The sequence below is a fragment of the Spirosoma aerolatum genome (assembly GCF_002056795.1).
GTDB classification, from domain to species: Bacteria; Bacteroidota; Bacteroidia; order Cytophagales; family Spirosomataceae; genus Spirosoma; species Spirosoma aerolatum.
The window spans coordinates 6,928,464-6,952,261 of record NZ_CP020104.1 but is presented as its reverse complement, the minus strand read 5'-3'; the positions used below and the strand labels follow the sequence as shown (position 1 = coordinate 6,952,261).

The 23,798-nt window shown below is 46.7% G+C and carries 31 protein-coding genes; 12 read left to right on the top strand and 19 right to left on the bottom strand.

All coding sequences use genetic code 11. The features are described 5' to 3' along the window. Positions 1-11 precede the first annotated feature (11 nt). The 9 genes from B5M13_RS28895 to B5M13_RS28855 all read left to right on the top strand — a co-directional run bounded on the left by B5M13_RS28895 (position 12) and on the right by B5M13_RS28855 (position 6,527). Positions 12-488 (top strand): hypothetical protein, encoded by a 477-nt coding sequence (locus B5M13_RS28895; protein WP_080058966.1) that lies wholly within the window; start codon positions 12-14, stop codon positions 486-488. Then, positions 485-943 carry a hypothetical protein gene (locus tag B5M13_RS28890; RefSeq protein ID WP_080058965.1) on the top strand — a complete coding sequence of 153 codons (459 nt, stop codon included), beginning with the start codon at positions 485-487 and terminating at the stop codon, positions 941-943. The genes B5M13_RS28895 and B5M13_RS28890 overlap by 4 nt, the downstream gene beginning before the upstream one ends. Further along, positions 940-1,311 carry a hypothetical protein gene (locus B5M13_RS28885; protein WP_080058964.1) on the top strand — a complete coding sequence of 124 codons (372 nt, stop codon included), beginning with the start codon at positions 940-942 and terminating at the stop codon, positions 1,309-1,311. Before B5M13_RS28890 ends, B5M13_RS28885 begins: the two co-directional genes overlap by 4 nt. Next, on the top strand, positions 1,311-3,224 hold the full coding sequence (locus B5M13_RS28880; RefSeq protein ID WP_080058963.1) for a hypothetical protein: 1,914 nt from the start codon (positions 1,311-1,313) through the stop codon (positions 3,222-3,224). The genes B5M13_RS28885 and B5M13_RS28880 overlap by 1 nt, the downstream gene beginning before the upstream one ends. Positions 3,225-3,237: 13 nt before the next feature. Then, a complete protein-coding gene (locus B5M13_RS28875) occupies positions 3,238-3,708 on the top strand; it encodes a hypothetical protein (RefSeq protein ID WP_080058962.1) in 471 nt (156 codons plus the stop codon). A 3-nt stretch (positions 3,709-3,711) separates the two neighbouring features. Then, entirely contained in the window at positions 3,712-4,167 is a 456-nt protein-coding gene (locus B5M13_RS28870) for a hypothetical protein (protein ID WP_080058961.1), read from the top strand. Between the two features lie 63 nt (positions 4,168-4,230). After that, a complete protein-coding gene (locus B5M13_RS28865) occupies positions 4,231-4,734 on the top strand; it encodes a hypothetical protein (RefSeq protein WP_080058960.1) in 504 nt (167 codons plus the stop codon). A gap of 69 nt (positions 4,735-4,803) precedes the next feature. Further along, on the top strand, positions 4,804-5,646 hold the full coding sequence (locus tag B5M13_RS28860) for a hypothetical protein (RefSeq protein ID WP_155297346.1): 843 nt from the start codon (positions 4,804-4,806) through the stop codon (positions 5,644-5,646). Next, positions 5,643-6,527 carry a hypothetical protein gene (locus B5M13_RS28855; protein WP_080058958.1) on the top strand — a complete coding sequence of 295 codons (885 nt, stop codon included), beginning with the start codon at positions 5,643-5,645 and terminating at the stop codon, positions 6,525-6,527. Before B5M13_RS28860 ends, B5M13_RS28855 begins: the two co-directional genes overlap by 4 nt. Positions 6,528-6,612: 85 nt before the next feature. Here B5M13_RS28855 and B5M13_RS28850 read toward each other — a convergent pair whose 3' ends face one another. The 8 genes from B5M13_RS28850 to B5M13_RS28820 all read right to left on the bottom strand — a co-directional run bounded on the left by B5M13_RS28850 (position 6,613) and on the right by B5M13_RS28820 (position 9,303). Further along, on the bottom strand, positions 6,613-7,062 hold the full coding sequence (locus tag B5M13_RS28850; RefSeq protein WP_155297345.1) for a hypothetical protein: 450 nt from the start codon (positions 7,060-7,062) through the stop codon (positions 6,613-6,615). A 62-nt stretch (positions 7,063-7,124) separates the two neighbouring features. Then, positions 7,125-7,358 carry a hypothetical protein gene (locus B5M13_RS28845; protein WP_155297344.1) on the bottom strand — a complete coding sequence of 78 codons (234 nt, stop codon included), beginning with the start codon at positions 7,356-7,358 and terminating at the stop codon, positions 7,125-7,127. Between the two features lie 101 nt (positions 7,359-7,459). Then, on the bottom strand, positions 7,460-7,819 hold the full coding sequence (locus B5M13_RS28840) for a hypothetical protein (protein WP_080058955.1): 360 nt from the start codon (positions 7,817-7,819) through the stop codon (positions 7,460-7,462). Beyond that, positions 7,819-7,974 carry a hypothetical protein gene (locus tag B5M13_RS33625; protein ID WP_155297343.1) on the bottom strand — a complete coding sequence of 52 codons (156 nt, stop codon included), beginning with the start codon at positions 7,972-7,974 and terminating at the stop codon, positions 7,819-7,821. Before B5M13_RS33625 ends, B5M13_RS28840 begins: the two co-directional genes overlap by 1 nt. A gap of 3 nt (positions 7,975-7,977) precedes the next feature. After that, the gene (locus tag B5M13_RS28835; protein WP_080058954.1) at positions 7,978-8,400 is read right to left on the bottom strand and encodes a hypothetical protein; all 423 of its coding nucleotides are present in this window, start codon (positions 8,398-8,400) and stop codon (positions 7,978-7,980) included. Further along, entirely contained in the window at positions 8,384-8,743 is a 360-nt protein-coding gene (locus tag B5M13_RS28830) for a hypothetical protein (protein WP_080058953.1), read from the bottom strand. The genes B5M13_RS28835 and B5M13_RS28830 overlap by 17 nt, the downstream gene beginning before the upstream one ends. Continuing rightward, positions 8,721-8,924: a hypothetical protein gene (locus tag B5M13_RS28825; RefSeq protein WP_080058952.1), complete on the bottom strand. Its 204-nt coding sequence runs from the start codon at positions 8,922-8,924 to the stop codon at positions 8,721-8,723. Before B5M13_RS28825 ends, B5M13_RS28830 begins: the two co-directional genes overlap by 23 nt. Positions 8,925-8,997: 73 nt before the next feature. Continuing rightward, positions 8,998-9,303: a hypothetical protein gene (locus tag B5M13_RS28820; RefSeq protein WP_080058951.1), complete on the bottom strand. Its 306-nt coding sequence runs from the start codon at positions 9,301-9,303 to the stop codon at positions 8,998-9,000. A gap of 8 nt (positions 9,304-9,311) precedes the next feature. Between B5M13_RS28820 and B5M13_RS33620 the strand changes: the two genes are divergently transcribed. Further along, positions 9,312-9,509 (top strand): hypothetical protein, encoded by a 198-nt coding sequence (locus B5M13_RS33620; protein WP_155297342.1) that lies wholly within the window; start codon positions 9,312-9,314, stop codon positions 9,507-9,509. A gap of 367 nt (positions 9,510-9,876) precedes the next feature. Here B5M13_RS33620 and B5M13_RS28815 read toward each other — a convergent pair whose 3' ends face one another. From B5M13_RS28815 to B5M13_RS28785, 7 genes are all read right to left on the bottom strand, one after another. Then, a complete protein-coding gene (locus tag B5M13_RS28815) occupies positions 9,877-10,095 on the bottom strand; it encodes a hypothetical protein (protein ID WP_080058950.1) in 219 nt (72 codons plus the stop codon). Between the two features lie 3 nt (positions 10,096-10,098). Then, a complete protein-coding gene (locus B5M13_RS28810; RefSeq protein WP_080058949.1) occupies positions 10,099-10,521 on the bottom strand; it encodes a hypothetical protein in 423 nt (140 codons plus the stop codon). Positions 10,522-10,567: 46 nt separating this feature from the next. After that, on the bottom strand, positions 10,568-10,936 hold the full coding sequence (locus tag B5M13_RS28805; protein ID WP_080058948.1) for a hypothetical protein: 369 nt from the start codon (positions 10,934-10,936) through the stop codon (positions 10,568-10,570). A gap of 91 nt (positions 10,937-11,027) precedes the next feature. Then, complete coding sequence (locus B5M13_RS28800) at positions 11,028-12,026, bottom strand: ATP-binding protein (protein WP_080058947.1); 999 nt, start codon at positions 12,024-12,026, stop codon at positions 11,028-11,030. Between the two features lie 51 nt (positions 12,027-12,077). Next, positions 12,078-12,374, bottom strand: a complete 297-nt coding sequence (locus B5M13_RS28795) for a hypothetical protein (protein ID WP_080058946.1) — start codon at positions 12,372-12,374, stop codon at positions 12,078-12,080. Positions 12,375-12,387: 13 nt separating this feature from the next. Further along, a complete protein-coding gene (locus B5M13_RS28790) occupies positions 12,388-14,517 on the bottom strand; it encodes a hypothetical protein (RefSeq protein ID WP_080058945.1) in 2,130 nt (709 codons plus the stop codon). Beyond that, positions 14,514-14,699, bottom strand: a complete 186-nt coding sequence (locus B5M13_RS28785) for a hypothetical protein (protein WP_080058944.1) — start codon at positions 14,697-14,699, stop codon at positions 14,514-14,516. Before B5M13_RS28785 ends, B5M13_RS28790 begins: the two co-directional genes overlap by 4 nt. Positions 14,700-15,966: 1,267 nt before the next feature. On the opposite strand from B5M13_RS28785, the gene B5M13_RS28775 reads away from it, so the two are divergent. After that, positions 15,967-16,968 carry an AbiTii domain-containing protein gene (locus B5M13_RS28775; protein WP_080058942.1) on the top strand — a complete coding sequence of 334 codons (1,002 nt, stop codon included), beginning with the start codon at positions 15,967-15,969 and terminating at the stop codon, positions 16,966-16,968. Between the two features lie 7 nt (positions 16,969-16,975). Beyond that, the gene (locus B5M13_RS28770) at positions 16,976-18,220 is read left to right on the top strand and encodes an AlbA family DNA-binding domain-containing protein (protein WP_080058941.1); all 1,245 of its coding nucleotides are present in this window, start codon (positions 16,976-16,978) and stop codon (positions 18,218-18,220) included. A gap of 351 nt (positions 18,221-18,571) precedes the next feature. Here B5M13_RS28770 and B5M13_RS28765 read toward each other — a convergent pair whose 3' ends face one another. The 4 genes from B5M13_RS28765 to B5M13_RS28750 all read right to left on the bottom strand — a co-directional run bounded on the left by B5M13_RS28765 (position 18,572) and on the right by B5M13_RS28750 (position 23,790). Next, positions 18,572-20,476: a tape measure protein gene (locus B5M13_RS28765; protein WP_080058940.1), complete on the bottom strand. Its 1,905-nt coding sequence runs from the start codon at positions 20,474-20,476 to the stop codon at positions 18,572-18,574. A gap of 16 nt (positions 20,477-20,492) precedes the next feature. Further along, a complete protein-coding gene (locus B5M13_RS28760; protein WP_080058939.1) occupies positions 20,493-20,888 on the bottom strand; it encodes a hypothetical protein in 396 nt (131 codons plus the stop codon). 438 nt (positions 20,889-21,326) lie between these two features. Further along, entirely contained in the window at positions 21,327-22,319 is a 993-nt protein-coding gene (locus B5M13_RS28755; RefSeq protein WP_080058938.1) for a hypothetical protein, read from the bottom strand. Between the two features lie 415 nt (positions 22,320-22,734). Then, positions 22,735-23,790, bottom strand: a complete 1,056-nt coding sequence (locus B5M13_RS28750) for a restriction endonuclease (protein ID WP_170061211.1) — start codon at positions 23,788-23,790, stop codon at positions 22,735-22,737. Positions 23,791-23,798: the final 8 nt, after the last annotated feature.

The following is a 23,798-nucleotide window of genomic DNA, read 5'->3' as shown; positions in this document are numbered from 1 at the left end:
CCATTTAAACCATGTTTAAATCGTATTCAACCATCGCAGAAGCGATCAAAAAACAGGTCAAAGTCCTTCGCTGGTTCGACCTGGATAAAGGGCAGTTAGACGACCCGGAGCGGTACAACAGCATCATTACACCGGGCATCCTGATTGGCAATTCCGAAATCACCTGGAGCCAGGGCAGTAGCCGGGCTCAGATAGGCGATGGCACCGTAACCGTAAAGCTGGTACTTCGCTTACCTGCCCAGACCCACCTGACCGAACCGCTCCTGTTTGAAAACCTGAAGGCACTGGAGCTAGGTGATAGCATCGATGATGCGGTTCAGAACGTGCCTGGCGTTTTGTCCCGCACCAAATACCGCGACTATCCGGTAGACAGCTTTTATGTGGTCGAACAGACCTTTTTAGTCCAGTACAAGAAAGAACGCACCTACAGCCTCAAAACAGTCAGCTTAAAAATCAATCCGCAACTTGTAAACCCCAATGAATCATGAAAACTGAACGCTTTGGCCTGATCCTGGTCAACCTCTTACTCCTGTTTGCCCTATCCATTTTTGTTTCGGGCTGCATGACCTACAACAAAGCCCTTCGCAAGTTTGGCCACCTGGCAAAAGACTCTACCCACATCGTTGTCCGCGATACGGTAATCATTCCAGGTGATTCGATTGCGAAGGGCTACCGCACCGACACGACTGTGATCCATGATGTGTTCCAGCAGGGACGCGCCAGACTGACCGTGGACCGTAATGCCAGAACAACCACTGTCAAGGCGGAATGCAAGCCGGATACGATCTACCGGGAAATCAAGGCCAATTGCCCACCTATCGCCACCTTCGGGGTTTCGTCCTGGTACAAGAAAGGTTTCTGGATCATGCTGGCCTTATTGATCCTGGCCGGAATCTTCTTTCTGTTTCGGTATGTCTTTAAACTCTCAATGGTCAAGCGATGAACCTCATCAACACGGACGAATCCGCCGAACTCACGATTGAATGTCCAGCCAACCGAACCTTTGATCTAACTGTAAATCTAAATCGGGATACGGTAGGTAAAAATTACAAGATGACCGTCAAGAAACGGGATGACACGGTTTTGCTATCCTTTGCGGTCGATCACGGCCTGACCATTCTGACTAGAGCGGTCCGGCTACTCAAAACACCCGCCCAAATGGGTATCCCTACAGGCTGCTACCAGTATGACCTAGTGGAGATTGCTGGTAGTGCGATGGAAAATGTATTTAGAGGATGGTTTATCGTCAAGCCCAGCTTTACCCTGAATGACGATGAAGCACCTAGCGAACTTGATAACATTGAATGGTAATGCGGATACGAATCAATAAAGTTTTAGCCCTACCCGACCTGCCTGATCCCAACACGATCTATCTGGTCAAATCAGGCGATTTCGCTAAAGGCTATATTACGTCTGACGCGGGTGAACCAATCCCGATAATGGATGAGGACATTATTGCCCAACTCATCCAGGATGCGCAACTAGGCGAAACCAACCTGGAAAACTATTACACCAAAACACAGGTAAATAGCCTACTGACAAGCTATGTGCTGTTAACAACCCTACAGGCTGGATACAGTACAACCAGTCAGATGAATGCAGCCATTCAGTCAGCCATCAATACGTTGATTGGTGGAGCACCGGGCCTACTGGATACCTTTAATGAGATTGCAGCGGCTCTGGGCAACGACCCCAATTTTGCAACGACGGTGACGACTTTACTGTCAGGAAAACAGGATAAAGAAACGGGCAAGGGGCTTTCTCAGGAGAATTTCACAACGACACTCCTCAATAAACTAAACGGGATTCAGTCAGGCGCAACGGCCAACGACCTGACACCCTACAGTACGACCAGTCAGGTAAACACGCTGATTAGTACAGCAATTAACAATCTGGTCAATTCGGCACCGGGTACGCTCGATACACTAAAGGAGCTGGCTGATGCACTGGGCGACGATCCAAATTTTGCGGCCACCATCACGGCTGCATTAACGGGCAAAGTCGATAAGGTGACTGGCAAAGGGTTATCCACAGAGGATTTCACCACGGCGCTACTCAACAAGCTGAATGGTATTGCGTCGAATGCAACGGCTGTAACCTCGACTGACAGCCTGACGGAAGGCGGCACCAACAAGTATTTTACCGAAACACGCGTCCGTTCTACGCTGCTGACGGGCCTTGTTGCAGCCGTGTCGCGGGTACTGCCTGTTGATACGGATAGCCTCTTAACAGCATGGGGCAAGGTGGTTAAATTCCTGACGGATCTAAAAACAGTCGCCTTCACCGGTGCTTATTCGGATTTGACAGGTACGCCAACGTTTAAGACGATCAACAGCAATTCAATTACTGGCACTGGCGATATAGCCATTACCGGCAACCCGGTCACGACGACCACGAATTCGTCCGCATCGGGTAGCATCAGTTGGGCGTGGTCAACAGCGATCAACGTCTTTAACGTCACCACATCGGGGAACTGTACGTTTGCCAATCCGACTGGACTCAGCTTTGGTCAGCAGGGCATACTACTGGTAACGATTGGCGGAGCAGGGCATACGCTTAGTTTCGGAACGAACTGGAAGTGGCCGAATTCGACTACACCCACATTCCCTACGGCATCGGGCAGTGTAATCGAAATCAGGCTGTTTAGCGATGGCACGAACGTGTATGCGGAGTGGAGCAATCCAAGCAGGCTTAATCCAGGAACGGTAGCTTCCGAGTCAGATGCGTTGATTACTGCACGCAAGAATAGCAACGCGAATGCGAACGACTTTGAGTGGGGGCATCCAACGACGGGATACCTGGCGACGCTGGGGCATGAATCGACTACAGGCAATCCATTTCTCGCCTTTTTCGCGCAGGCAGGTACTGGTAATGCTACGTTTCGCACCAGAGGCTTGAAAGGCGTGGTTGTTAAGCCAACCACATCAGGAGATTTGACGTTCAACTCCATTGCGTCGGCTAATGCTGATAATCAGGCAGCTACGGAATGGGGGCGGTTCGCTGTTAGTGGTGAACTAATGATCAACACAACGACCAACAACACCCGCGACAAATTACAGGTCAACGGCTCCATGAGTTTCAATTTCGCATCCGGTTCCGCAGACCCTACAACGACAGACCTTCCTTCAGGTAAGTCAATCCTTTGGAAAAACACCACATCAGGCACAATCAAATGGTACTGTAACGATGGTGGTACGATCAAATCGAGTGTAGCCTTCTCATAACCTCATCCAACTAATGACAACCGAACTACTCGACTACTTTGCCGCCAACCCCTTTCTGCTGAAAACGGATTGGCACAACTTTTCAGAGCAGGACATAGCCTACCTCATCTCGACAGGCAGTGTGAAAAAGCGTCCTGAATACCATGTCAATCTGTCGTCCGATGGCCCCTATGATACAGGTAAAGCCGAAGGGCGATTGACGTACGTACACATGCAGCCAGTGCCCGAAGGATTCGACGAAGAAGCCTTGAAAGCCTGGAAAGCGCAGGGGTTTGAAAACGCGTTTGTACTGAATGGGACACTGGAAACCATCGTATTTGCTGGCCCCTGGCTGGTTGATTTCTTCGATCAACAGGAAATGGAGTTTACACTTGGAGCTATTCTGAGTTTGCCCAAGAAACAGGCAGCACTAACAGCCATCAACGGCGGCTTTCCCAATATCGTTATTCGGGTAAAACCGAATGAAGAAACAGCAAATTCTTAGATCATGGCCACTACCATCGACGTAAAACCCGAAGCCCCGAATGTCGTCAATCTGGAGCCTAACGAACCCATTGCCAATTCCGTGTTTTCCGGCTCCATTGGCGGAACGGGTGAAATCCTGATCCTACCCATCGGGGAAAACATTATACTAGGCACCGCCGTGGCCAACGTGAACGGAGTAGCCTATAAGTATAATATCAACAATCCGGCTCACGCCTACGCCCTGGCAGGAATCGCCCAGACATCCGCCGTAATGGGACAGTTCGTGGTCGTTCAGCCCGATGGCCTGGTCAACGTACCCGGCTGGAACCTGACGCCTGGAGCCGTTTACCATGTGGGTAGCAATGGCGCGTTGACCTCATCGCCCGACCTATCGACGGGCCGGATTCTCCAGACGCTCGGCAAGGCCATTAACAGCAGTACCCTCTTACTTCGCCCGGACGATCCGGTTACCCTGTGAGTTTTTTTAATCAATTTTTCCACCGTAAATCAATTCAAAATGCCAAATCCAATCCAACGTTTTATGACCCTCGTAGCTGGTGGGGGTAAGAAATTTATCGAAGGTATTACCTCCAGTAGCGGTTCTGCCGATGGCGGCAAGCTGGTCGCAACCGATGCCACCACTGGCCGACTAGACGCATCCCTTATGCCGAACGGTTTTGGCATCCTTAGCGTCACGGCCACCGCTACCGAATCGCTGACAGTTGGTTTCGTCAACCTGTATAATTCGTCAGGCTACAAAGTGCGGAAAGCAGTAGCAACCGCGAAGGGCACCAAAGCTATTGGGTACGTTACCCAGGCGTATTCTACGGGTGATGCCGTTACTGTTTATTTTGACAATGGAGTTCTGGGGGGTCTATCGGGCCTGACACCTGACGCGGACTATTACCTGTCGGACACCGTAGCTGGCGGCATTACGACCACCCCGCCCACAACCGGAACGGGTAAGATCGTTCAGTTTGTAGGCGTGGCCAAATCTGCTACCGAACTCATGGTCAGCATCGAGGAAGCCGCCGAACTCGGTTAACTTTCTGATTTACTCACAAGCCAAATGGCCGGGCCTACTGGTTCGGCCATTTGTTTAACCCACCGTAGGATGAAAATAGTATCACGCAATTCAACAGGAGGACAAACCCTAATTGATCCGCATTTAGTCGGTGCGGTCATGATGGACAACGCCAGCCTGACCGCCTATACAGGTCCAGCCACCAGCCTGCAAACCGTCGATGGACGTTGTTACCAGAAAGTCAGCAAAGGCAGTAACACCGCCGATGGGCTGGTTTACCTAACCCATTCGGACAGCACTTGCCTATGGCGCTACGTGCCCAAAACATGGCTGTCAGCTTCCGATTTTTCCACCATCGAAGTCGCCCTGTCAGCAGCCGCCCTACTAGGCCGAACCCTTTACGTGGCAGGCTCCTGGACACCTGCCGGGCCACTTACCCTGGACATAAGTAAGGTACAGATCGTAGGTGATAACGCAGTACTGACCTGGAGTAGTAGCACCCTGAGCGGAACGCAGGTAGCGATAACCATTACCAATACGGCATCAGGATCGCCCTACCGACAGAGCATTTTAAAGGTTATGAGCGGACTGGAACTGGTCGGGCCGTCAGGAGCTGGCACCACCGACTGTCTGTATCTCAACCGATCCATTGAACCCGGCATTTCCCATTTGCTATTCGAACGACTCAACGTTCACTATTTTGGTCGGGGTGTGGTGTTTGGAAACAATACCTATCTGGTCAAATTTCGAGACTGCGATTTCTGGGGAATAGCGAGCATTACGAGGTGCAAGGCGGCACCAATTGCGGGGAGCGTAACGCCTTTGAAAACTGCAACTTTTACAATGGAGGAGGTTGCACTATCGACAACCCGAACAGTGACACCTACGAAAGCAATTGCTCGCACGATTTTGAGACGTACAATATTTGGGTGAAACAAGGGCGCTATTATGGTCACCTGAACCACTACGAATCGTCAGGCTTTACTACTCGTCCATTCCGGGTTGATAATAACAACGGGGCTTACCTGAGCATTGAAAGTAGTGAGATCATTTGTACGGGTGATCTGGCCACCAACCCCAAACCGGATTACTACTTTTATTCAGCTATCAACCCCGCGCTAGGCACCTCACTAAGGGTCAATAATGTCCATATCAATGGCCTACTGGCATCATCTGGACGACTGGCCAATTCGGACGCTGTAAAGCTGACGAATATTCACAGCTACCAGTATGCTACCTCTACGCTGTTTGCCTCCGATGGGGCTAATCTGATGTTGGATGGTAGCTTTGAAGCCAGCACGATCCTTGACGACTGGATTGCCCAGGGAACCCAGGGGGCCGCATCGCAAACTGACCGCTTCACCGATGACAATTGCACCCTGGATCAGGTGAGTGGGGGCAGGTCCGGCAAGTGCTTACGCATCAGAAAATTATACGGGCCAGGCTCCCTTTGTACGGCAACGGTATTTGTTCCCATTGTCCACAAAAGCCGGGTTATAGCCGCATTCTATTATAAAAAACCCGGCGTGGTGGGGGGAGATAATTACATCAGTTTTATGTACGCTGGTGGTTACCGCCTGGATGCACGTGGATTCCCGTCGTGTACCCGGCTGGAATACCATTCCAATTTTACAGTTACCTTCCCGTCCTCAGCCACCGACTGGACGCTGATCGGTACGGGTGAAGACAGCATCGAAGCGCCTAGTTGGGCTACACACCTGGCTATCGTTATCAACCTGAACAACTGGGTAGCTGGCAGTTCCGATACGGATAGAAGCCTGTTGATCGATGATATTTTGGTCAACTGCATTTGATTACCTTTGCCTATCAATTTCTCACAGGTCACAAAAAAGCCTCACTGGAATCCAGTGAGGCTTTTTACAACCTATAACGTATACTTTACGCTTTGATGGCTTTAGCCAGTGCCTTATAGTCATTGTCCCATTTGCCACGCAGATACGTTGCCGGGTACATTTTTTCCTGATTCTTGCGGATCGCCAGAAAGTAGTTATACGAGGGTATCCGCTCAAATGCCTGAATGCGATCCTCTTCACTCATCTTCTCCCAGGCTTTAATAGCATCCTGTTTGTCGATCTTCATGCCATAGGCATCCCAGAACTGGTCAAACGTTACTTCCTGAGTCGTCAAGCGAATCGTCAGCGTTGAACTATTTCCCGCCATTGCTTCCAGTAGCTTTTCGACGACTGGAAAGTTTTTATGGAAGTAGTTCAGATGGTCGATTGACAAATCCGCATCGTTGAAAAAGCCTGTCAATATGCCTTCCTCGTTGTAACAGAACGACAGTTCGCCTTCGAAGGACGTGGACGTAATAGAGTACCGTTTCTTCATAACCTCGTATTTTCCTGTTGGGGGAACAGGTAGGGGTTTGGGTTGATTGAGAACATATTGGATCATGCAGCCACCAGCTCACGGGTTCGTGGGCCAACCGAAGCGCCATAGCGCCCCCGTTTCCAGACGATACTTTCAACGGTAGATTCTTCCAGGTAGAAGCGGTACGCCAGATCAATAATGATGTAGCGGGATTGCACACCACGGCTTTTCTGCCTGGCAAATTCATCACGGATCGCCTGATTCCGGCGTTCCGCATTGGACACGGCTACCGTGTCAGCAGGAAGGTTTTTCAAGGTCTGAGTAGCGTTACGGTGGGCGAATAAGGGCCAGCACAGAAGTAACGCTAAATATAGACAAAAACGATGCATCTCAAAAACAGATAAATTGTTTGGTATCAGATCAAAAATGTTTGATGGATGGTGCCGATCAGTCCCGTGATAAAATTGGCCTCGTAGGTTTGTAAAGAATTGCCCTGATCGGGTACATCCACTAGTACACAGCAAATAGCCAGGGCTTGCGTTCGGGATATGGTGATGCTGTACAGTTCGCCTTTTCGCTTAGAAGGAAAAAGCCGGATGTTCTCCGCTTTTTCCTTCACTTTGCTATAGAGTTCATACATAGCTGACATAATCACGTAATCAGCAGGATTCGCCCTTAAATCATCCATTGGCACCCTGGCTAATTCCGTGGCCAGAAAGCGAGTCAGCGCAACCACTTCCCCTTTTTTTAGCGACAGTTTCAGTTTGAAGGCCATCACAAACCAGCCAGTTTATTACGAGCTTCCGCGCTCAGTTTCTCGTTTTTGGTGGCATCCTGCCAGGTATTCCAGGCACGAGCATGGCCCAGGGCATAGAAGAACAAACAGAGCATAAACAGGGCAAAGCCACAGAGCAAATACAGTATAATCATGGTTTAAATGCCGTTTAAAAGGTCGTTAACTATCTTTTTCATGGCGCTGGAGTGCCAGGACTCCATTGCCGTACATGCGTCGATAAGCTGGCGATACAATAGCTTATGCAAAGGAGCTTTGAACTTTTTAATCAGGAACTTATTCAGCCTATCGTAATGCTCCTGTTTCCAGTCATCCTTCGGCTTCAGATCGAAAATATCACGAGCAATGTTGATGATCTTCGCTCGCATTTTCTTCAGGCTGGCGGTCTGCTCGGAGTCCAGAATCTGAATGGCCAGGGCCATTTCTTCCACCGTCATGTCCGCGCTTGATGAAACCCGACCACCTGAGCATTCCAGGACGAGGGCTTGTTTATCCTCTTTGTCCAGTTTCCGCAACGCTACCAGCGCGTGAAACTTCGTGTTTTGTTCATTCGTGCGTTTCATGGTTTAATCGTTTATCATACATTGAATAATAGGGTATCAGAACCCCGTCCACGATATACTTTTGGATCAACTCAAAACCCTCCTTTAGCTCCTTCCAGTCGCTATCACCATACAGCATAAAGGAACTACAGTCGTGTTGCGTAAGCGATACCCACATTATACCTTTCTGATTGAACTGGATCGACAGGGTAGCTTTTCGTTCGTGCTTTACCAGGAGCGCAACCATTTCCAGATACTTGTCAACGATCCGCTTCTGATGGTTAGCCTTTCGACGCAAAACAACCTTTGCCATCTGGATTTCGTAGGCCGTTGGTGGGCTGTCAAAGTGCTGTGTTTCGTGCATCTTCGATTAGCTGTTTGATCTCCTCTACTGATCCCTGTACTTCGATCTTATACCCAAATGGCAGGTAAACGAACGCGTACCCTTCGCGGGTTGATGGAGTCACGTTCTGGACGTGCTGCGGGTCGATGGTTTGGGGCTGGCTGTCCGCACCCTGCACCCTAGTTAGTGTTATGGTTGCCATAGAATATTTTGTTTTTATTGTCGGCCGACGGTTGAGATACGAAAGAATCTTTGGCCGCCGACCGACCTGATGATTACGTTAAGGGTGTTTCCACTAAGGGCGCTTTGGTGATCGTAATGAAGTAATCATGGCCCGATTCAAAGAAGCCCGACCATGCGTCATTCGTTACCAACACTTGCATACTCCCCGATGGCGTTTCTGACAGGACTTTGTTAATATTCTCGCTACCGTCTGGATTATCCCCAATGGCGATAGAGAGTGATACGCGCTCCTGATACGTGTCCTCAAATCCAATATCCTGGATATTGGTACACTGGAATTTTAATTCCAGCACATCCCCTTTAGGTGCTTCTTTAGTGGCAGTCTTTTTGTTTCCCATGTGACGATTTGACTTGGTTATCTGGCACCGTTGCCATTGCCGTAGTACCGGGACTCGAACCCGATGAGAGAAGAGTTTGCTATTACGGTCTGGAGGCATTTACCCAGTGCGAAACTGGTAGTGACTATACACCTACCGATTTACATAGCGAGACGCCCTGTCACTTCACCTTCTGGCCTGGAGTTGAGTTTATCAGCCAATCGTAGACTGCTTAAACTTGGCCTGGACGTTCCCTTCCTACTACTTGACTCCTGCTTACCCCAAACAGGAAGTACTACGTTTTTGCCGCTATTTTCCGGCTGTCACGACGTTTTTAGGCATGAGTTTGGCAAGGAGACTGAACCATTTCAGCCTCAGATTTTGCGCTCAAAAACCTAAGAGTTGGGAGTTGCAGGAGCCTTATTCCTGCCAGTTGTCTAGTAGTTGATCCAGAGTGGCTAACAGGGTAGCCGTTTCCTCCTTATCATCCGAATTTGGCCCTTCATTTGTAGGGGGGGGGATTTCGCCAGGCACATAAAAGACGTCTCCAAGCGACCCGTCACAGTTAAAAAATCGACAGCGTATCATCTTGGTTTAGTAGCCTGGCACATCGCCATATCGTCGTTCCATTGCCTCGTTAATTTCACTGAAGAAATCCTGCATCTGATAGGTGTTGAGTCCCAAGACTTCTCGACCAGCTTTTGTCAGGTGCTCAACTTCAGGAGCAGCCATTAGATTCGCCATTAGAAAGAGCGACTTCAACACATTATCAGACAGGCTATCGAAAAACGTGGCATCAAAGGTGGTTGCCATAACTCAAGCCGCTTTGATGTCGTAGCGTGAATCCTGCTCAACGCGGACACCCTTTTCGTTCAGGATCGTTCGAGCTTCATTTAGCCCACGTCCAACACCTTTCGCCAGTTCAGCAACACGAATATCTTGCTTAACATACACGGATGGAAGTAGCAGGGCCAACCCTTCCCGATCCGCTACACTAAGCGCCTTGCCATCACTCCAAACCAGCTTTGCCGGATTCATCGTAACCGACACCATAGCCACACCTGGCAATCCTAGTTTCCCGTTCGCAAAGCCGTTGTTCTTAGCGATCAGGTCAAGTTCGGAGTCGATCTCAACCTTTAGCTCCTTCATTTCCGTTTCCAGTTTAGCGGCTTGCGCTTTCTTCGCCAGAAACATCGTCAGCTTGTTTTTAAGCTTGGTACTTACCGTTTTTGTACTCATTGCAGTAGTGTCAGGATTGACCGTCTGACGCGGTTTTAGGGGTTAATTATGTAAGTGGGTAATTGAATGCGTTCATAAATGCGTGCAGCTCCTTCTCATTGCGTAGACTATAGCGGATCGCACCAAATTTGGCCTCCCAGCCGTAGCCAACCTCATAGCGAATCACTGGATAGGGATACTCCGTATAGCTGGCATCCTGGATCGTTGCGGCCACCGGAACGCTGGCATGAACCAAGCGTTTCGGGTCTTCTACATGGACAGTTCGAAGGGTCACAGGGTCTTTGGTTCCCTTGTATCGATACGGCACAAAACCAACCGCTTTCAGGTCTTCAATGGTCAGATCATCCATAATTTCACGCGGTTTAACGTTGGCGTAGAAGCGGATAACCTTGCCTGTTTTTGCGTTCCGATCCATGTTGTCAGGGAAATTACCCCCCCCCCCGCAAGTATCTGAATTTCAAGGGGAGTCAACTTCCGGCTTTTACGTTGCCGTAACCCTAGCGTTCTCATGCGGCCAGTTCGACAACCCGTCCCCCCATCGCTGATTCCATTTCTGTTGGATTCAGCTTCCCATCATTACCCTGAGCTGCCAGCCGAAGCGTCGCTTTTTCGTGTTTTACGGCCTGTTTCAACACACGCAAATCCTGCGTTGCTACCCAATAGTATTTACCATTGATTTCCTGACGGGTTGGCATTAGCCGTTGCCAAATCCGTTGTTGGGCCGCTGAATCAGTTAGACCATTGGCATTACAGATCGCCTTGACATCCTGCTCAAAAATCCCCTGAAGGTCCACAAACGAGCGACCAAGCCGGGAAGCTAGTTCATCCATCCCCCGCGCATCCCGGCGAACCCCGTTTAGAATAATCCGCTTGAGATCGTGAGCGCCAACCAGCACCATGCCGATTTGATCCTGAAGTTTGTTAAACAGGGGAATAAACAGACGAAGCGATGATGGTTTGAGCTTATTGGCTTCATCGATGATTAGCAAGGGACGTGTAGTAGACGCCTTATCCCGAAGCACATCCACAATCATATCCGTAAGCTCAGAGACGCTATAGCGTTCGACCGATATACCCAACTCTTCAGCCAGCTTTTGCACGAATCGTTTGTGGCTCCAGCTTTCTTCGCACTCCACATAGAAGACGCCGTATTTTTCCTGCCGATACATGCGAATCCCAGCCGTTTTACCGTGGCCAGCCGGATGGCTCACCGCCATAAATAGTTGCTCATTTTGCGCCCGGTCCAGAATGTTCATCATGATTTTGACATTCTGCGTTTTAACCAGGTGCCAGCCTTCATCGTTAAGATTGTACTCTAACTTTCCAGCCACTTTGACCCACATGGCCTCACTGACCTTGTTCCATAATTCAGGCTGTTGCATGTTATAGCGCAAGGTCACCTGATTAGCACCCAGCCGGGTAGCCGCCCGTTGCCAACTACCCTGCCGTTCGGCTTCCAACTCAATGAGCCGGGCAATTTGATGTTTTTGCTGTTCCGTTACCATTTTCTCAGAGGTTTTAGGGGGTTAAATGCCGTTTAAATCGCTTTTAAACGGTTATTTTGAATGAAATTCACGCGCCAGATAAGCGTCGATTTCGGTCTGAATCATCGTGTAACAACGTATATCAGCGCGTAGATCATCGACTTGCGTAATGAACAGGTTCGTAGTGGTCATTCGGCGGGTGATCTCCTCCGTTTTGGCCGCTAGAATGGCTTTGTAAGCCCGTAGTGTTTCGGCGTCTTGATTTTGCAATTCGCCTAATGAATGATCCCGAAGAACCTTATACAGCGTGGGTTCGGGCTTGGGTGGTTGGATGGGGGCTAACGTAGCCGCTTGGGTTTGCATGGTCATTTTCTCACTAGGTTTATTGGTTGTAAAAGCTTTTATTGATCCATCCCGCCGTATCAGGCACCTCCGACGAGGTAGGCAGGGGCTTGGGTTTGGCCGTTTTGTCTTTGGCGTTGGCAGGACGATGGGATTCCGACTCAACCACTAGCCCCATTTGCGCATAGATCAGCCTGGATTCGTTGGACTCCTGTTCCTCCTTGGGCAGGAATCGATTCATACTAAGCAGGTATTCCGGGCTGTAGGTGGCCGCGCTGGTGATCCGCTCCAACTCCGCTTTATCACGATCCTGGAACTGGTCAATCTTTTCCATTCGACCCGCCAGCCGTGATTTTTCAGCGCCAGGGCCGTACATGGTAATCTTTGTCGAATGCTCCAATTCCCCTAAACAATGATCAGACACCCGCCCATCCACACCGACACCGAACAGCATGATCCGGGTTGGGTCAGCTTCTTCATAGCGGATCGCGATAGACTCCCGATTCATCAGCTCATTGTCGTAGATATGATATTCATATTCCTGACCATGAACTGTTTGGCGAATTACAGGCCGCTCCAGCTTGAATATTTTGGTCATCCAGAACAGCGAAGCTTCTTCCCAAATCTCAATTGGAATGACGTTCGGCTTTTCACTCTGAGCGTGAAGCGTGGCCGGGCTGATGTCCAAACCTGTATGCTTTTTAGAATAGTAGCTTACAGGCGTTTGGCGATATTCTTCAATCCGTTTCCATGCCTCTTGCCAGGCTTTATCAAAGTCCCAGCCTTCCAGTTTGGCTTCTTTGGTCACCTTCAGCAGATGTTCAGGCGAACGGTGGGCGTATGTGCGGGTAGAGGTGATCCCCTGCCCGTAATAGTATTTTGACCTGGACAGAAACACAGTCTGAAGGGTATCAAACCAACGCTCCAGGAGGGCTTTACCTGTTGCTTTATGTGTGCAAATAAGCTGCACACCTTTACGCTCCATTGCTCCTAAAATTGACTGCATTTCGTCGGTGATATGCCCCGGAAAACGGTCATAAACCAGCGTATGAGGCAGATAGCCCGTCGATTTTGCGGCCATTTTCAGGGCGTTTGCATAGCCCCAACGGTCTTCTTTTGTGTCAAAATGCACCCCTACAATGTCCCCTGAATAGGCATCCCGGATAGCGATAACGAACAACGAAGCCTGTTCTTTACTGGTTTTCGAGGCTTGATGAGCAATAAAATTCACCCGTGTGGCGTCCATCATCCAGCAGTCACCCGCATACATGGCACGAGCCATTGAAATCGAATGCTTATACCGACCCGCTAGTTTCGTACCGACCCCATGCCGTGAATCGGCGGTTAGTCGTCTGATCTTAGGGTCATTGATCGCCTGGACGAACCATGAGTTTGAGGGAACCTCACGCCCAACCACCCGGCAAACCTCCTGAATCTTACGCACCACGTATTGATCAGGTGTCCCGCTTTCCAGTCTGGCGATAACTAGCCAGGCATTTAGTTCTTCGTCCGACTTGAATTTATCCCGGCTCTTATTACCCTCACGGGGTAGCTTAATCACGTCCGTGATGGGTTGCGGATCGACGCCAGGCTTACCGAATCGTTGTACTACCTTTTCCTTTAACCGTACACGGTGGCATGGCAGGTATTTTTTAGGAAAATAGAACTCATAATTACCGTCTGATTCAAGCCAGTTGATAGCCTCATCGTAGGGTGCATAGCTACTTTCCTTTATCTCACGCTCCCGTATATACGCGCCCAACAATTCAACCACAGCAGCCGCACGAGCGAGGCTCTTTTGAGAGTGTTCAGCGTCCCGGCTGGTGTCGCTGGCTGGGTACAAACCCAGATAACGCCGATAGCCATCCTGTAAAACCTGCTCTAAAAGCTCTGGTAAACTGTACCGTTCACTCAAAACTTCATATGATTTTTTTGTCGCAACTTCCCAAGGTTCCAGACCACCGCAAAGCGCACGGCGAACGACCGATTGGTATTTAGTAGCCATTGTGTCGTATCGTATCAGGCGACGCCGACGATCAGCAGGATCGACAATTGATTGCCAATGTTGCGAACCTCGTTTATAGCCTGTACGAATCGTATCCTCAGAGATGTAACACTGAGTAACTAGCTCTTCAAGAGGCACATACCATATTTCGGCAATTTTTTTCATAGGACTTCTTGCCGATTATTTTCCTGTGATAATTGCTCACGAATAGCTACCATTTGTTCGGCCACTTCTAGGATTTTTTTGTTATGCCGAATACCCTGCATAACCTTCTTCACATAGTCGTGCGTAAAGCCTGTTATCTCAGCAATACGCGCCTGATCTCCGTGTTTTAGCTTTCCTTTCATGACCGTTTCAATAGCACAGACTAGCAAATGATTATTTTTATTAGTCCTCTGAGTAGGGGACTGGATTACAATAATAGAATATATTCTATTATCAGTGTAATTAAATAGAATATATTTTACAATACTACAAACTGTTAACTCTACGTATAAGTATATAAAAAATTGATTATCAATAATATAAATAATAAAATTTAGATTATTATCATAAAATATGAGCCATAAAAATAGATTATATTCTATTATTATGGCTAGATAGATGCAACTACGTAAAAAATTAACCAGCTAAGAACGAATTGATTTACTTTCAACAGAAAGCCCCTTGAATCGTACGAACGGCTGTTGGAAGAAAAAGAAGGGTAAATCTGTCTTAAAGCGTTGGCTAGTATAGTCGGCCATTTAATTTCTAAACGTGGACAAGTTGTTGGCGGCTTGCCGTTAGCCCGTAACAGACGGAGTGCCGTCTTGTAATTGGTCATCTTTTGCATTTGTTGCGGTTGGAGTTTCAGCTTCTTTTTCATGTTTATTTTTTGTTCAATGTTCGGTTGCTCTGGCATGTCTGGCCGCGACACCCTAGTAGACTCAGATGCAATTGTCCAGTTTTCAGCCTTGCCAGTACTGGACAATAAGTAAGCATCTTCTTATAGGGGCCGTTAACAAGCCAGATGCATTTAATCTTGGGGCAAGTTTCGCCCTCAACAATTGGCTTGACCGCGATACCGCTAAGACGCATTTGCAATAGTCTCATTTTCGGCATTGTCGAAACAGGACAATAATCAAGCAACTTCACGTAGGGGTCGGTAACAAGTCGGTCTTTTCGTTACAAGTTTCGCTTTTGGCGATCCAGTCAACCGCGACACCCTGTTAGACGCAAATCAAACCTCTTACTCTTTTCGTCTAGCAGTCATGACAACAATCAGTCTAGTTGTTAAGTCGATCCTCGGCTCCTAGAATGCTTACAAGATTCGGTTGGGCGTGTCCATCGGTCGTAACAGACGGAATGCCGCCTTATAAATGTCCGGGCTTTGGTCTCCTTGAAACAGGATAATAATTAAGCGTGCGAGCAAAGGTCAGACAGGTACAGGGCGAAAAACAGGAGGGCAAACCCGGATTAATAAATTGGTAAGACCCGCCCTTAAGCCACCGAAAAAAAAGGAGGGCAGGTCGAGGGAAATACGTGTAGCTACACGTATTAATAAAGAGGCCATTTTGTTACCCAACCAACGAGGTAATTTGATAATTTGCAGGTAAACCATACCCTATCTACTTAATGAACAAAGAACAAATTGCGGAATGGATTGATGGAATTATTCGAGACCTGACCGATAAGGATAAAACCCTAGAAGACTGTTTGCGTAAAACTCTGGTTCTCTCTTTTAAGCTTAAGAATGACAGGCTAAAAACTTGGGTTGAAAGTGAGCTTAATGGGTATGCTTCAGAAGAGTTACTACCTGATTATAGGCTTGTAGGACTGGAAATATGGGGTAATTTAGCTCAACCCACCTACGGCGGGATTATTACTAGAAGGGCCAGCTTACATTTCCAAGGATCTCCTCATCCGTATTTAGTAAAACTTCAGGAAGGTTATCCGCTATTGTCAACAGTAGCAAGTCTGGAATCAATATTAAGACCATTAGGTGATAACCATGGGTCCTATTTAACATTCAACCTAAGCCCTCACATCCTTAAGGCGTTAGAAAAATTATATGATGGCTGGATCATTGAAAAGGCTTGGATTCAACTTTCAGAGTTTACGATAACGGCAGTTCTGTCACAAGTCAAAACCAATCTCCTACAGTTTTTATTAGTGCTTAGCGATGAATTAGGGACTGATACTAACTTTTCAGTTATGAATAACCAAGACAAGGTAAACCGTATTCTCGAACATACCATCGGGCACGTTCACGCCGAAAATGTCACGTTCGGTACTAATTACCAAACCAAAGGCAATCAAAATAACGTCGTTCAAGGTAATCAGAATACCCAGCAAATTAGCTCATCAGGGCAGGTCGTTACTGCTATTAAAGAGTTGGTTGAGCAAATAAAGAGTCAACTTCAAGAGGCTACCGATATTGAGCCCGATATAAAAGAGCAGGTCGCTTTACAGGTCGCAACCCTTGAAAAACAGGCCAATAAGGATAAGCCCAATTTTGATCTTATAGGCAAGTCCATGCAAATAATTGAAAGTCTACTATTAGACGCAGCCAGTAGTGCCTATGTACCCCTGATTTTGGAAGGTATTCGGCATTTACTCCCACAACTGACAAAATAGAGTTAACATGGATATAGATGATCTGATCGAGTTTGAAAATGAGAGCACCCGCCTTGACTTTAAGGCAATTCAGTATCGAAAGGAAAATTTTTACGAGTTGCTAAAAGATGTTATTGGGATGGCCAATGCCCCCATCGACGGTGACAAGCTAATAATCGTGGGTGTAAAAAAGAGTAGCGACGGTTCTTTTGCCATTCACCCAATAGAAGAGCAGTTTTTCGATTCAGCCATATATCAGAAACTTATACTAGACAATATCGAACCTGATCTACGTATCGACTACTATGCCCATAAATACAAGGGAAATCAGCTTGTTGGTGTACTTAAAATTCCAGCCAGCCCTGATAAGCCGTACATGATGAAAAAGCAGTTCGGCACTGACAAGCAATTGCGCAGGCCCGGAGAAAGTTTCATACGAAAAGGAACAGCCACCTTTCCTTTAATGCGAAAGGATATTGATAAGATGTTTGAGCAGCGAAAACAACAGGACGCGTTTAATCATACTATTACCTGTTATTTTTCTGGAACTGACCTCAATAAAGAACTGTGTTTAAAACCCAATGTACCCCAAAAACTCACCTCCCAACGCAAAGCGGACGAGATTCAGGCTATTCTAGCTAGACGAGAAAAAGAAGAAAAGGAACGAACAGACCGGGCGATACAGAAAATGTTATTTCCTGGGATTGAAGCACTGCGAGAGCCATATCTTGATTTTGCTGACCCTTTCGGCCAACCTTCGCCCTATGAAAAAAGAAGTACACAAACCCTTCTGGAAAACCTAAAAAATATCAATAAAACCTATAAGGATGATGATTGCTATGAATTATTCGAGAAGCATTCTGCTAAAATTAATATAACACTTTTAAACGAGGGGACAGTCTATCTTGAAGACGCTACTGTAGAGATACGTACTCCTAAGAAAGAAGGCTTTTATATTGCTGATAAGATTTATAGGAAACCAGTATATCGGTCTATTGCAGAGACACTTAGTCATGGAATAAGGCCAGCTAGCCATGATGAATTAAATTATCCCAAGTATGAAGAACAGAATGGTGATTATGTTTTCAGGCAACACATTGGGGATTTGAGACACTTGCAGCCTACTGATATATTTGATGTGCCCTTACGGTTAGTTATAGGTCCTAAGTTAATAGGGGCAGAGATTGAGGTAAGGGTGATAATATTTGGTAGAAATTTGCCTATACCAATTAAGGATACCCTTGTGATTAAGGTAACGGAAAAGTCGGAATAGCGCATTTTGAACCTTTGCTAACCAAGCCATTGAGCCAAATCCATGAAGCTTTTACTTCTTAAAGCAAAAGCAATGATGATATAAAAGGTATTTTTTCAATTTAACATAAGATAGTCTAACCCATGGAAATCAATGAACCAGTACGCATAGGGAGTCCGGTTACAATCAAGGTATTGCGTGATTATATACTCGATAATGGCGTAACGGCTAATGATACCCTTGTGCTACATTCAGCCAATTTTAGAGAGCTAGTTCAAGACCAGCATTGAAAAGAAGTTTAACAAGCAGGTCAATATCTACGACTTACAGAGAGTACTAGCCCAGCATGTATTAGGCTAGTACTCTTCCTTTTTAGTTAGGAATGGCATTGCTCGAATTGAGCACCCTCGTCAGTTCGTCAATTAGTATATCCCTCATCTCACTAGCACTCTCTTTTAATGTAGCTGAGTTGATATTGATGGTATGTACTAATTGATTGAGGCTAATATTGATGGTCGTCGATTTTGTGCCACCAGTTGTGGAAGACAAACCCGCCGAATCACCTACAGAGCCACCACCGCTACTACCCATAAGGCCGCTTGATTTTCTGGGTGCGCCCGATGATTCAGGCCCAAGTCCACTTGGTTTATTTTGTGACAGTCCCATTGCGCGGGCTTTCCTGTCTAGCTTGATGGAGTTTTCGGCATTGGCTAGCCCCTTTTCCCAAGACGTTGATAAGGCCGTTTTAACGCCCGACCAATCCCGCCTTTTTAGGGCGTCCCATGCGGCTCCGAGTCCACCAAAAACCGATTTGCCGACCTCCCAGAGCTTTATTAGACCATAGCGAAATTCCTCCACATTGTCCCACGCCCACTTTACGCCTGTAGCCACTGCACCGACCGCCGTTACAATCAACCCGAATGGATTCATGGTAGCCACAACATTAACCGCCCATAGTGCTGCTGTGACACCGCCAATGGTTTTAATTAGCCCTCCCATTGGCCCCTCAATCAGCCACATAGCTAATTCGCCTGTCCATTTGAGAGCCTGAGAGACTACTGATGTGGCAGCGGCCAATACCTGAAAGACCGTTTCAAGTCCCTTTGTCCCTCCTGTTAGACCGACGAAGCCAGCCCAAAGCCTTCCGGCAAATTGCCAGAGTTCGCCTAGTAATACCTTTACCGGGGAGGCTGCTTGCCAGAGTTTGACTAGACCCACTGCGACTACATCAAAAATAGGCTTTAGTTTGGCTAAGGCTGGGTCAATCTGGTCGATTAAGTGCGTGCCAAAATCAAAAAGCTTACCTAGGTAGGGGTTGAAGTGTTCAGCCCATTGCTGGATTTTATACTGAACATTACCCAGAAAGGTCGATAGCTTGCCTTTAGCTGTAGCCATATCCTTTTCCAGATAACCCGCAAATATCCCATCGCCTGTTGTCATGGAAATCATGGCCCTAGCCAGATCGTCATACTTGATCTGGTGCTTTTCGGCCATTTTAAAGAGTTGTTCACCATTGACACCCATGTTCTTTTGCAGGGTTTCCATTAAGGGAGTGCCACCAAACTCCTGATGCAATTCACCCCCATCGACAAACCCTTTCTGTTTGATTTTGGCAACGGCTCCCACCAGATCGCCAAAGTTCTTCCCGGCTCCGGCGGCTATATTGCCAATCATTTTCAGGTTCGGTACAATGCTTTGCGGGTCATAACCAGCGGCCAGCATCGTGCGGCCTCCCTGCAAAATTTCCTCGTTGGAAAAGGACGTATCGTTGGCGAACTTGTTTAGTCCTTCATAGAGGGGTTTTGCCTGTTTTCCTGCAAATTGACTATATGCCAGTTTGGTTTGCTCGGCATTCATGCCAGCGCCAGCGAACTGGCCTATTCCCGCCATAATACCCGCTACACCCAAAGCGGGTAATGCTCCTCTTGCCAGACCCGCCAACCAGCCTCCTTTCTTTTCAGAACTATTGGTTGGCGAACTTTCAAACTGCTTTTTCTTGCCTAGCAATACATCCATCAGATTGATAGCCGATTTAATCATGCTGGTGCCAATACTTACTTCCCGCTTACCGGAAAGTCCATTGAGTTTGCGAGTCAGCTCGCTTACCGATTGAGAGGCACGGGCAAACATGGATTGAAAGCTGCCGCCAAACATGCGGTTGTAATTGCGAGTAATCCGCTCCCATCGGCCAATAGTCTGCATGTAGCGGCTACTCATTTGAGCCAGTGGGCCACTAAAGCCGTCCAGTATACTTATACGAAACTGGTAATTTTTCATCCTTGATTGATCTGGCTTATAAGAGCGATTGAAGGGGTACGGTTTTGGGTTCGCTACCAGATTGGTAAACCGTTAGACTGTTTCCCGAAAAAGCAATCTGGGTATCATTGGCCTGATAAAAAACAGTATCAGCCCGAATAATCTGCATAAGCAGAATTTCGCCGGGTGTATTCTGCATGGTGCCAATCAGTACGGTAGAGCCTATACTAGGGCGACCCGCAAGGTATTGGTTAGGCATCGGATCGGCTGAGTCCAACGCCGGAATAGTAATACCGTCAATCACTAACGCTGTGTGCATTACCTGAACGCTACAGGTATCTCCTTGAATGGACTGAACAACGGCAGGCCAAACCCGAATCGGGGAGGTTTGCCGTTCAAGCTGCTTAATGAGGGTTTTTCGATTTGCTTGCATGCTTACGGTGGTTTATATACGTTTTAAAAAATAGGGAGCCAGGTTAGGGCATATTCATGTAGCTACACAGGTTTTATCTACTCAGGTAATCGGCCTGTACAGATTAATCTATCAGGGAACCAGAGGCAAAAGTGGATGTACTGCACCAAAGCGTAAAACCACGTTTTACCACGTTCCCGGTTTTCGGGTACGAGGTTCCCGAAAACCGGGAACGTGGTAAATTTTTAAGGGAGCCTGCTGTAAAGTTGAAGGGAGTTTGTAGCGGGTGCAAATCCAGTTTTACCAAGTTCCCCAAAATGGGGAACCACGTTCCCTAATTTGGGGAACTTGGTAAAACTCGAGGCCAAGCTAGCCTTTAAATCCTTTTAGAATATCTTCTAAGACCTAGAAGAACAAATATCAATATTAAGCCTATTGGATAAGACTGATTATCCGGGATTAATCGAGCTTTAAAGTTGGGTCTGTAAAAAATAAGTTATTGCCATTAATATGTACTCGGCAATTTTTGATCCAAGGTGAAGTTTCTCCTTTTTTTAGGGGGAAACCAGCCCAAGTGCTATTTAGCTCTATATTGACAACAGTGCCAAGCATATGTTGCTCAGTAATTTTTGTACCTCGCTTACTATCATAACGAAACCAGTATTCAGACCCCTCTTTGATAATAGTTTCTTCACCCTTCTCGTTCATCAAGTAAATCTGGGTTGCCCATACATAAATATCTGTTGAAGGGATTTTTCGGAAAACAATTCTTTGGAACCATTCACCGTAGCCATTTGATGCTCTAAATCGCAGGTTATACCTTTTTTCTGGCTGTACAGAATAAGGTATATAGCCGATTTGCTTTCGTTCGCCAGTCGTTAGGCGATTGATTTCAAATGTGTTTTCTTCAATTGGATCGAGGTTACCAACGGGACTTTTTCCTGATTTTATTCTGGCGAAATTTTCACATCCATAATCTGCATTTAATATTAATACGTCTATGGCTTGCAGGGTGTACTTGCCGCTTTTCTGTAATTCTAGCGCCGCCTTGAAGGTGTTGCCTGCTGCACCTGAGTGTATGTCGAGGGTGGCATAGCAGAAAGTATTTTCACCTGTAATATATTCCTTAGTCTCCTGAGAGAGTTTGGCTATTTTTTCGGCAGATAACCTTAGTTGCTTATTCAGTTCTGCTATTTCTTCGTTCTTAGCTGCCTGATCTTCCGCCTTCTTTATAAGCTGCATCTGAAGGGCTTTTATCTCTTTGTCGCTGCCTCGTTGAAGTCTTGCATAATCATCTACCTTACTAGCATATTCTTCACTTTTCTTAACTAGTTCATCTTTGAGCTTTTGTTGGTCCTCTTTATTTTCCTTTTCAGTCATACGGGTGGCAACGTACGTAAGCAGTAATGTGATAGCTCCGCCGATAAGAACAATGGTAGCAGGTGTGAGCATTGGTTTTTTAGTACGAGTCATTAGGGTGTTGCTATTTGACCATTAATTTACTCAAAGCTAACTTCCCAATGACCTTTAACTGATTAATAAGTTGCAAAGTGCGATCTAGTGCCAGGCAGTTCGCCTTACATGGCTTTGCTTTACAAGTGTTCCATTTTTTGTGAGAACCCCAAGGCTTAGCAAGCGACATAGACTCGGCCTTACGGTCGCTTAAATTGCAACCCTAAGGCCGAGTCTAAAATAAAGCTTTTAAGGCATTGAAAGGTGTCGAGCGTCCATTCTATTAGCTTTTGAATTTGCTTTTAGTTAATGAGCATTTAAATGGCCAAAATGGGGTGTTGTGCCAAGATGCTACAGGAAGTAAATCGACTTTAGGCTTATGGAAGAGATATCTATCTTTTTGAAGCACCCTTGTTTAATTTTTGGGGAAGGCGGTTCTTTTTTCTTTATCTAATTCCAGTGGTAACATACCTTCACCTGATTCATACCTGTAATAGATTTCCTCATAAGGCATCCCATTTATGTTAAACCGGCAATAAATGTGTGGTTCTGAAGTATATTCGTCTCCGTTTACTTTGTAAGATACAATGTTGTAGTAAGGGATTCGCCCTATCTCCATAACACTGACAACGGTATACTTAGGGTCTGCCCGGCGTTCATCAAAATGATCAATTAGTTCCCAATAGCCTTCCTGATTCATCAGTACATATCGGCCTATTGCAGCACCAAGCCATAATTCAATGCCGTTGTGATAAGTATCGTAAAAATTGGTTCTAAACCAAGGGCTTATTTCATTTGACTTCCTTGTGTCTGCTTTTGGGTAGGTTGTATCGTCTATAGAATGAATGTATACTTCTAGAGTGATAAATTTATAATAGGGCCGCGTGGCTAATTTTTTCCAGTTTTTACTATCCTTCAAGTAAGCATGGTCTATTAGGTCTTTGGTGATCCGTTTCTCCATATTAATTGAATACTTAACTCTGGCAGCATTGTCCTTGGTGTTCTTTTCAAGACGAACTCCGAAATAAACAAATAGCAAGTCCTTATAATCCTTGTAAAGCTTTGTCTCTAAGGTAGTTGCTGTCCATATTTCTATTTCCTCGATACCGCTTTCTAGTGAATAAGCTTTAAGGTAATCATATTGAGAGCGACTTAAATCACAGGCAATGATAACCAGTAGCTTGTCGGGTAACGAAGGATTGCTTGTGGTTTTGTCTACTATTTTAGTTAATTCCGATTTTGAAATTGCACTATAGCGCTTGCACTGCACAAACCAAACTTTTTCTTTGTCACCATCACTTTCAATAGCATGAATGTCTACCCCACCGTCTGACCCTTTTCGACCAAAATGATTTAATTCTTTCCAGTCTCGAAGCCGAGAAACGAGATTAAGACAAAGGTCTTCAAAGCGTAAGGGGTCTAAATCGGTAAAATGTAGTCGATTAATAGTTGTAGTTGGTTGTTTGATCATATACATGA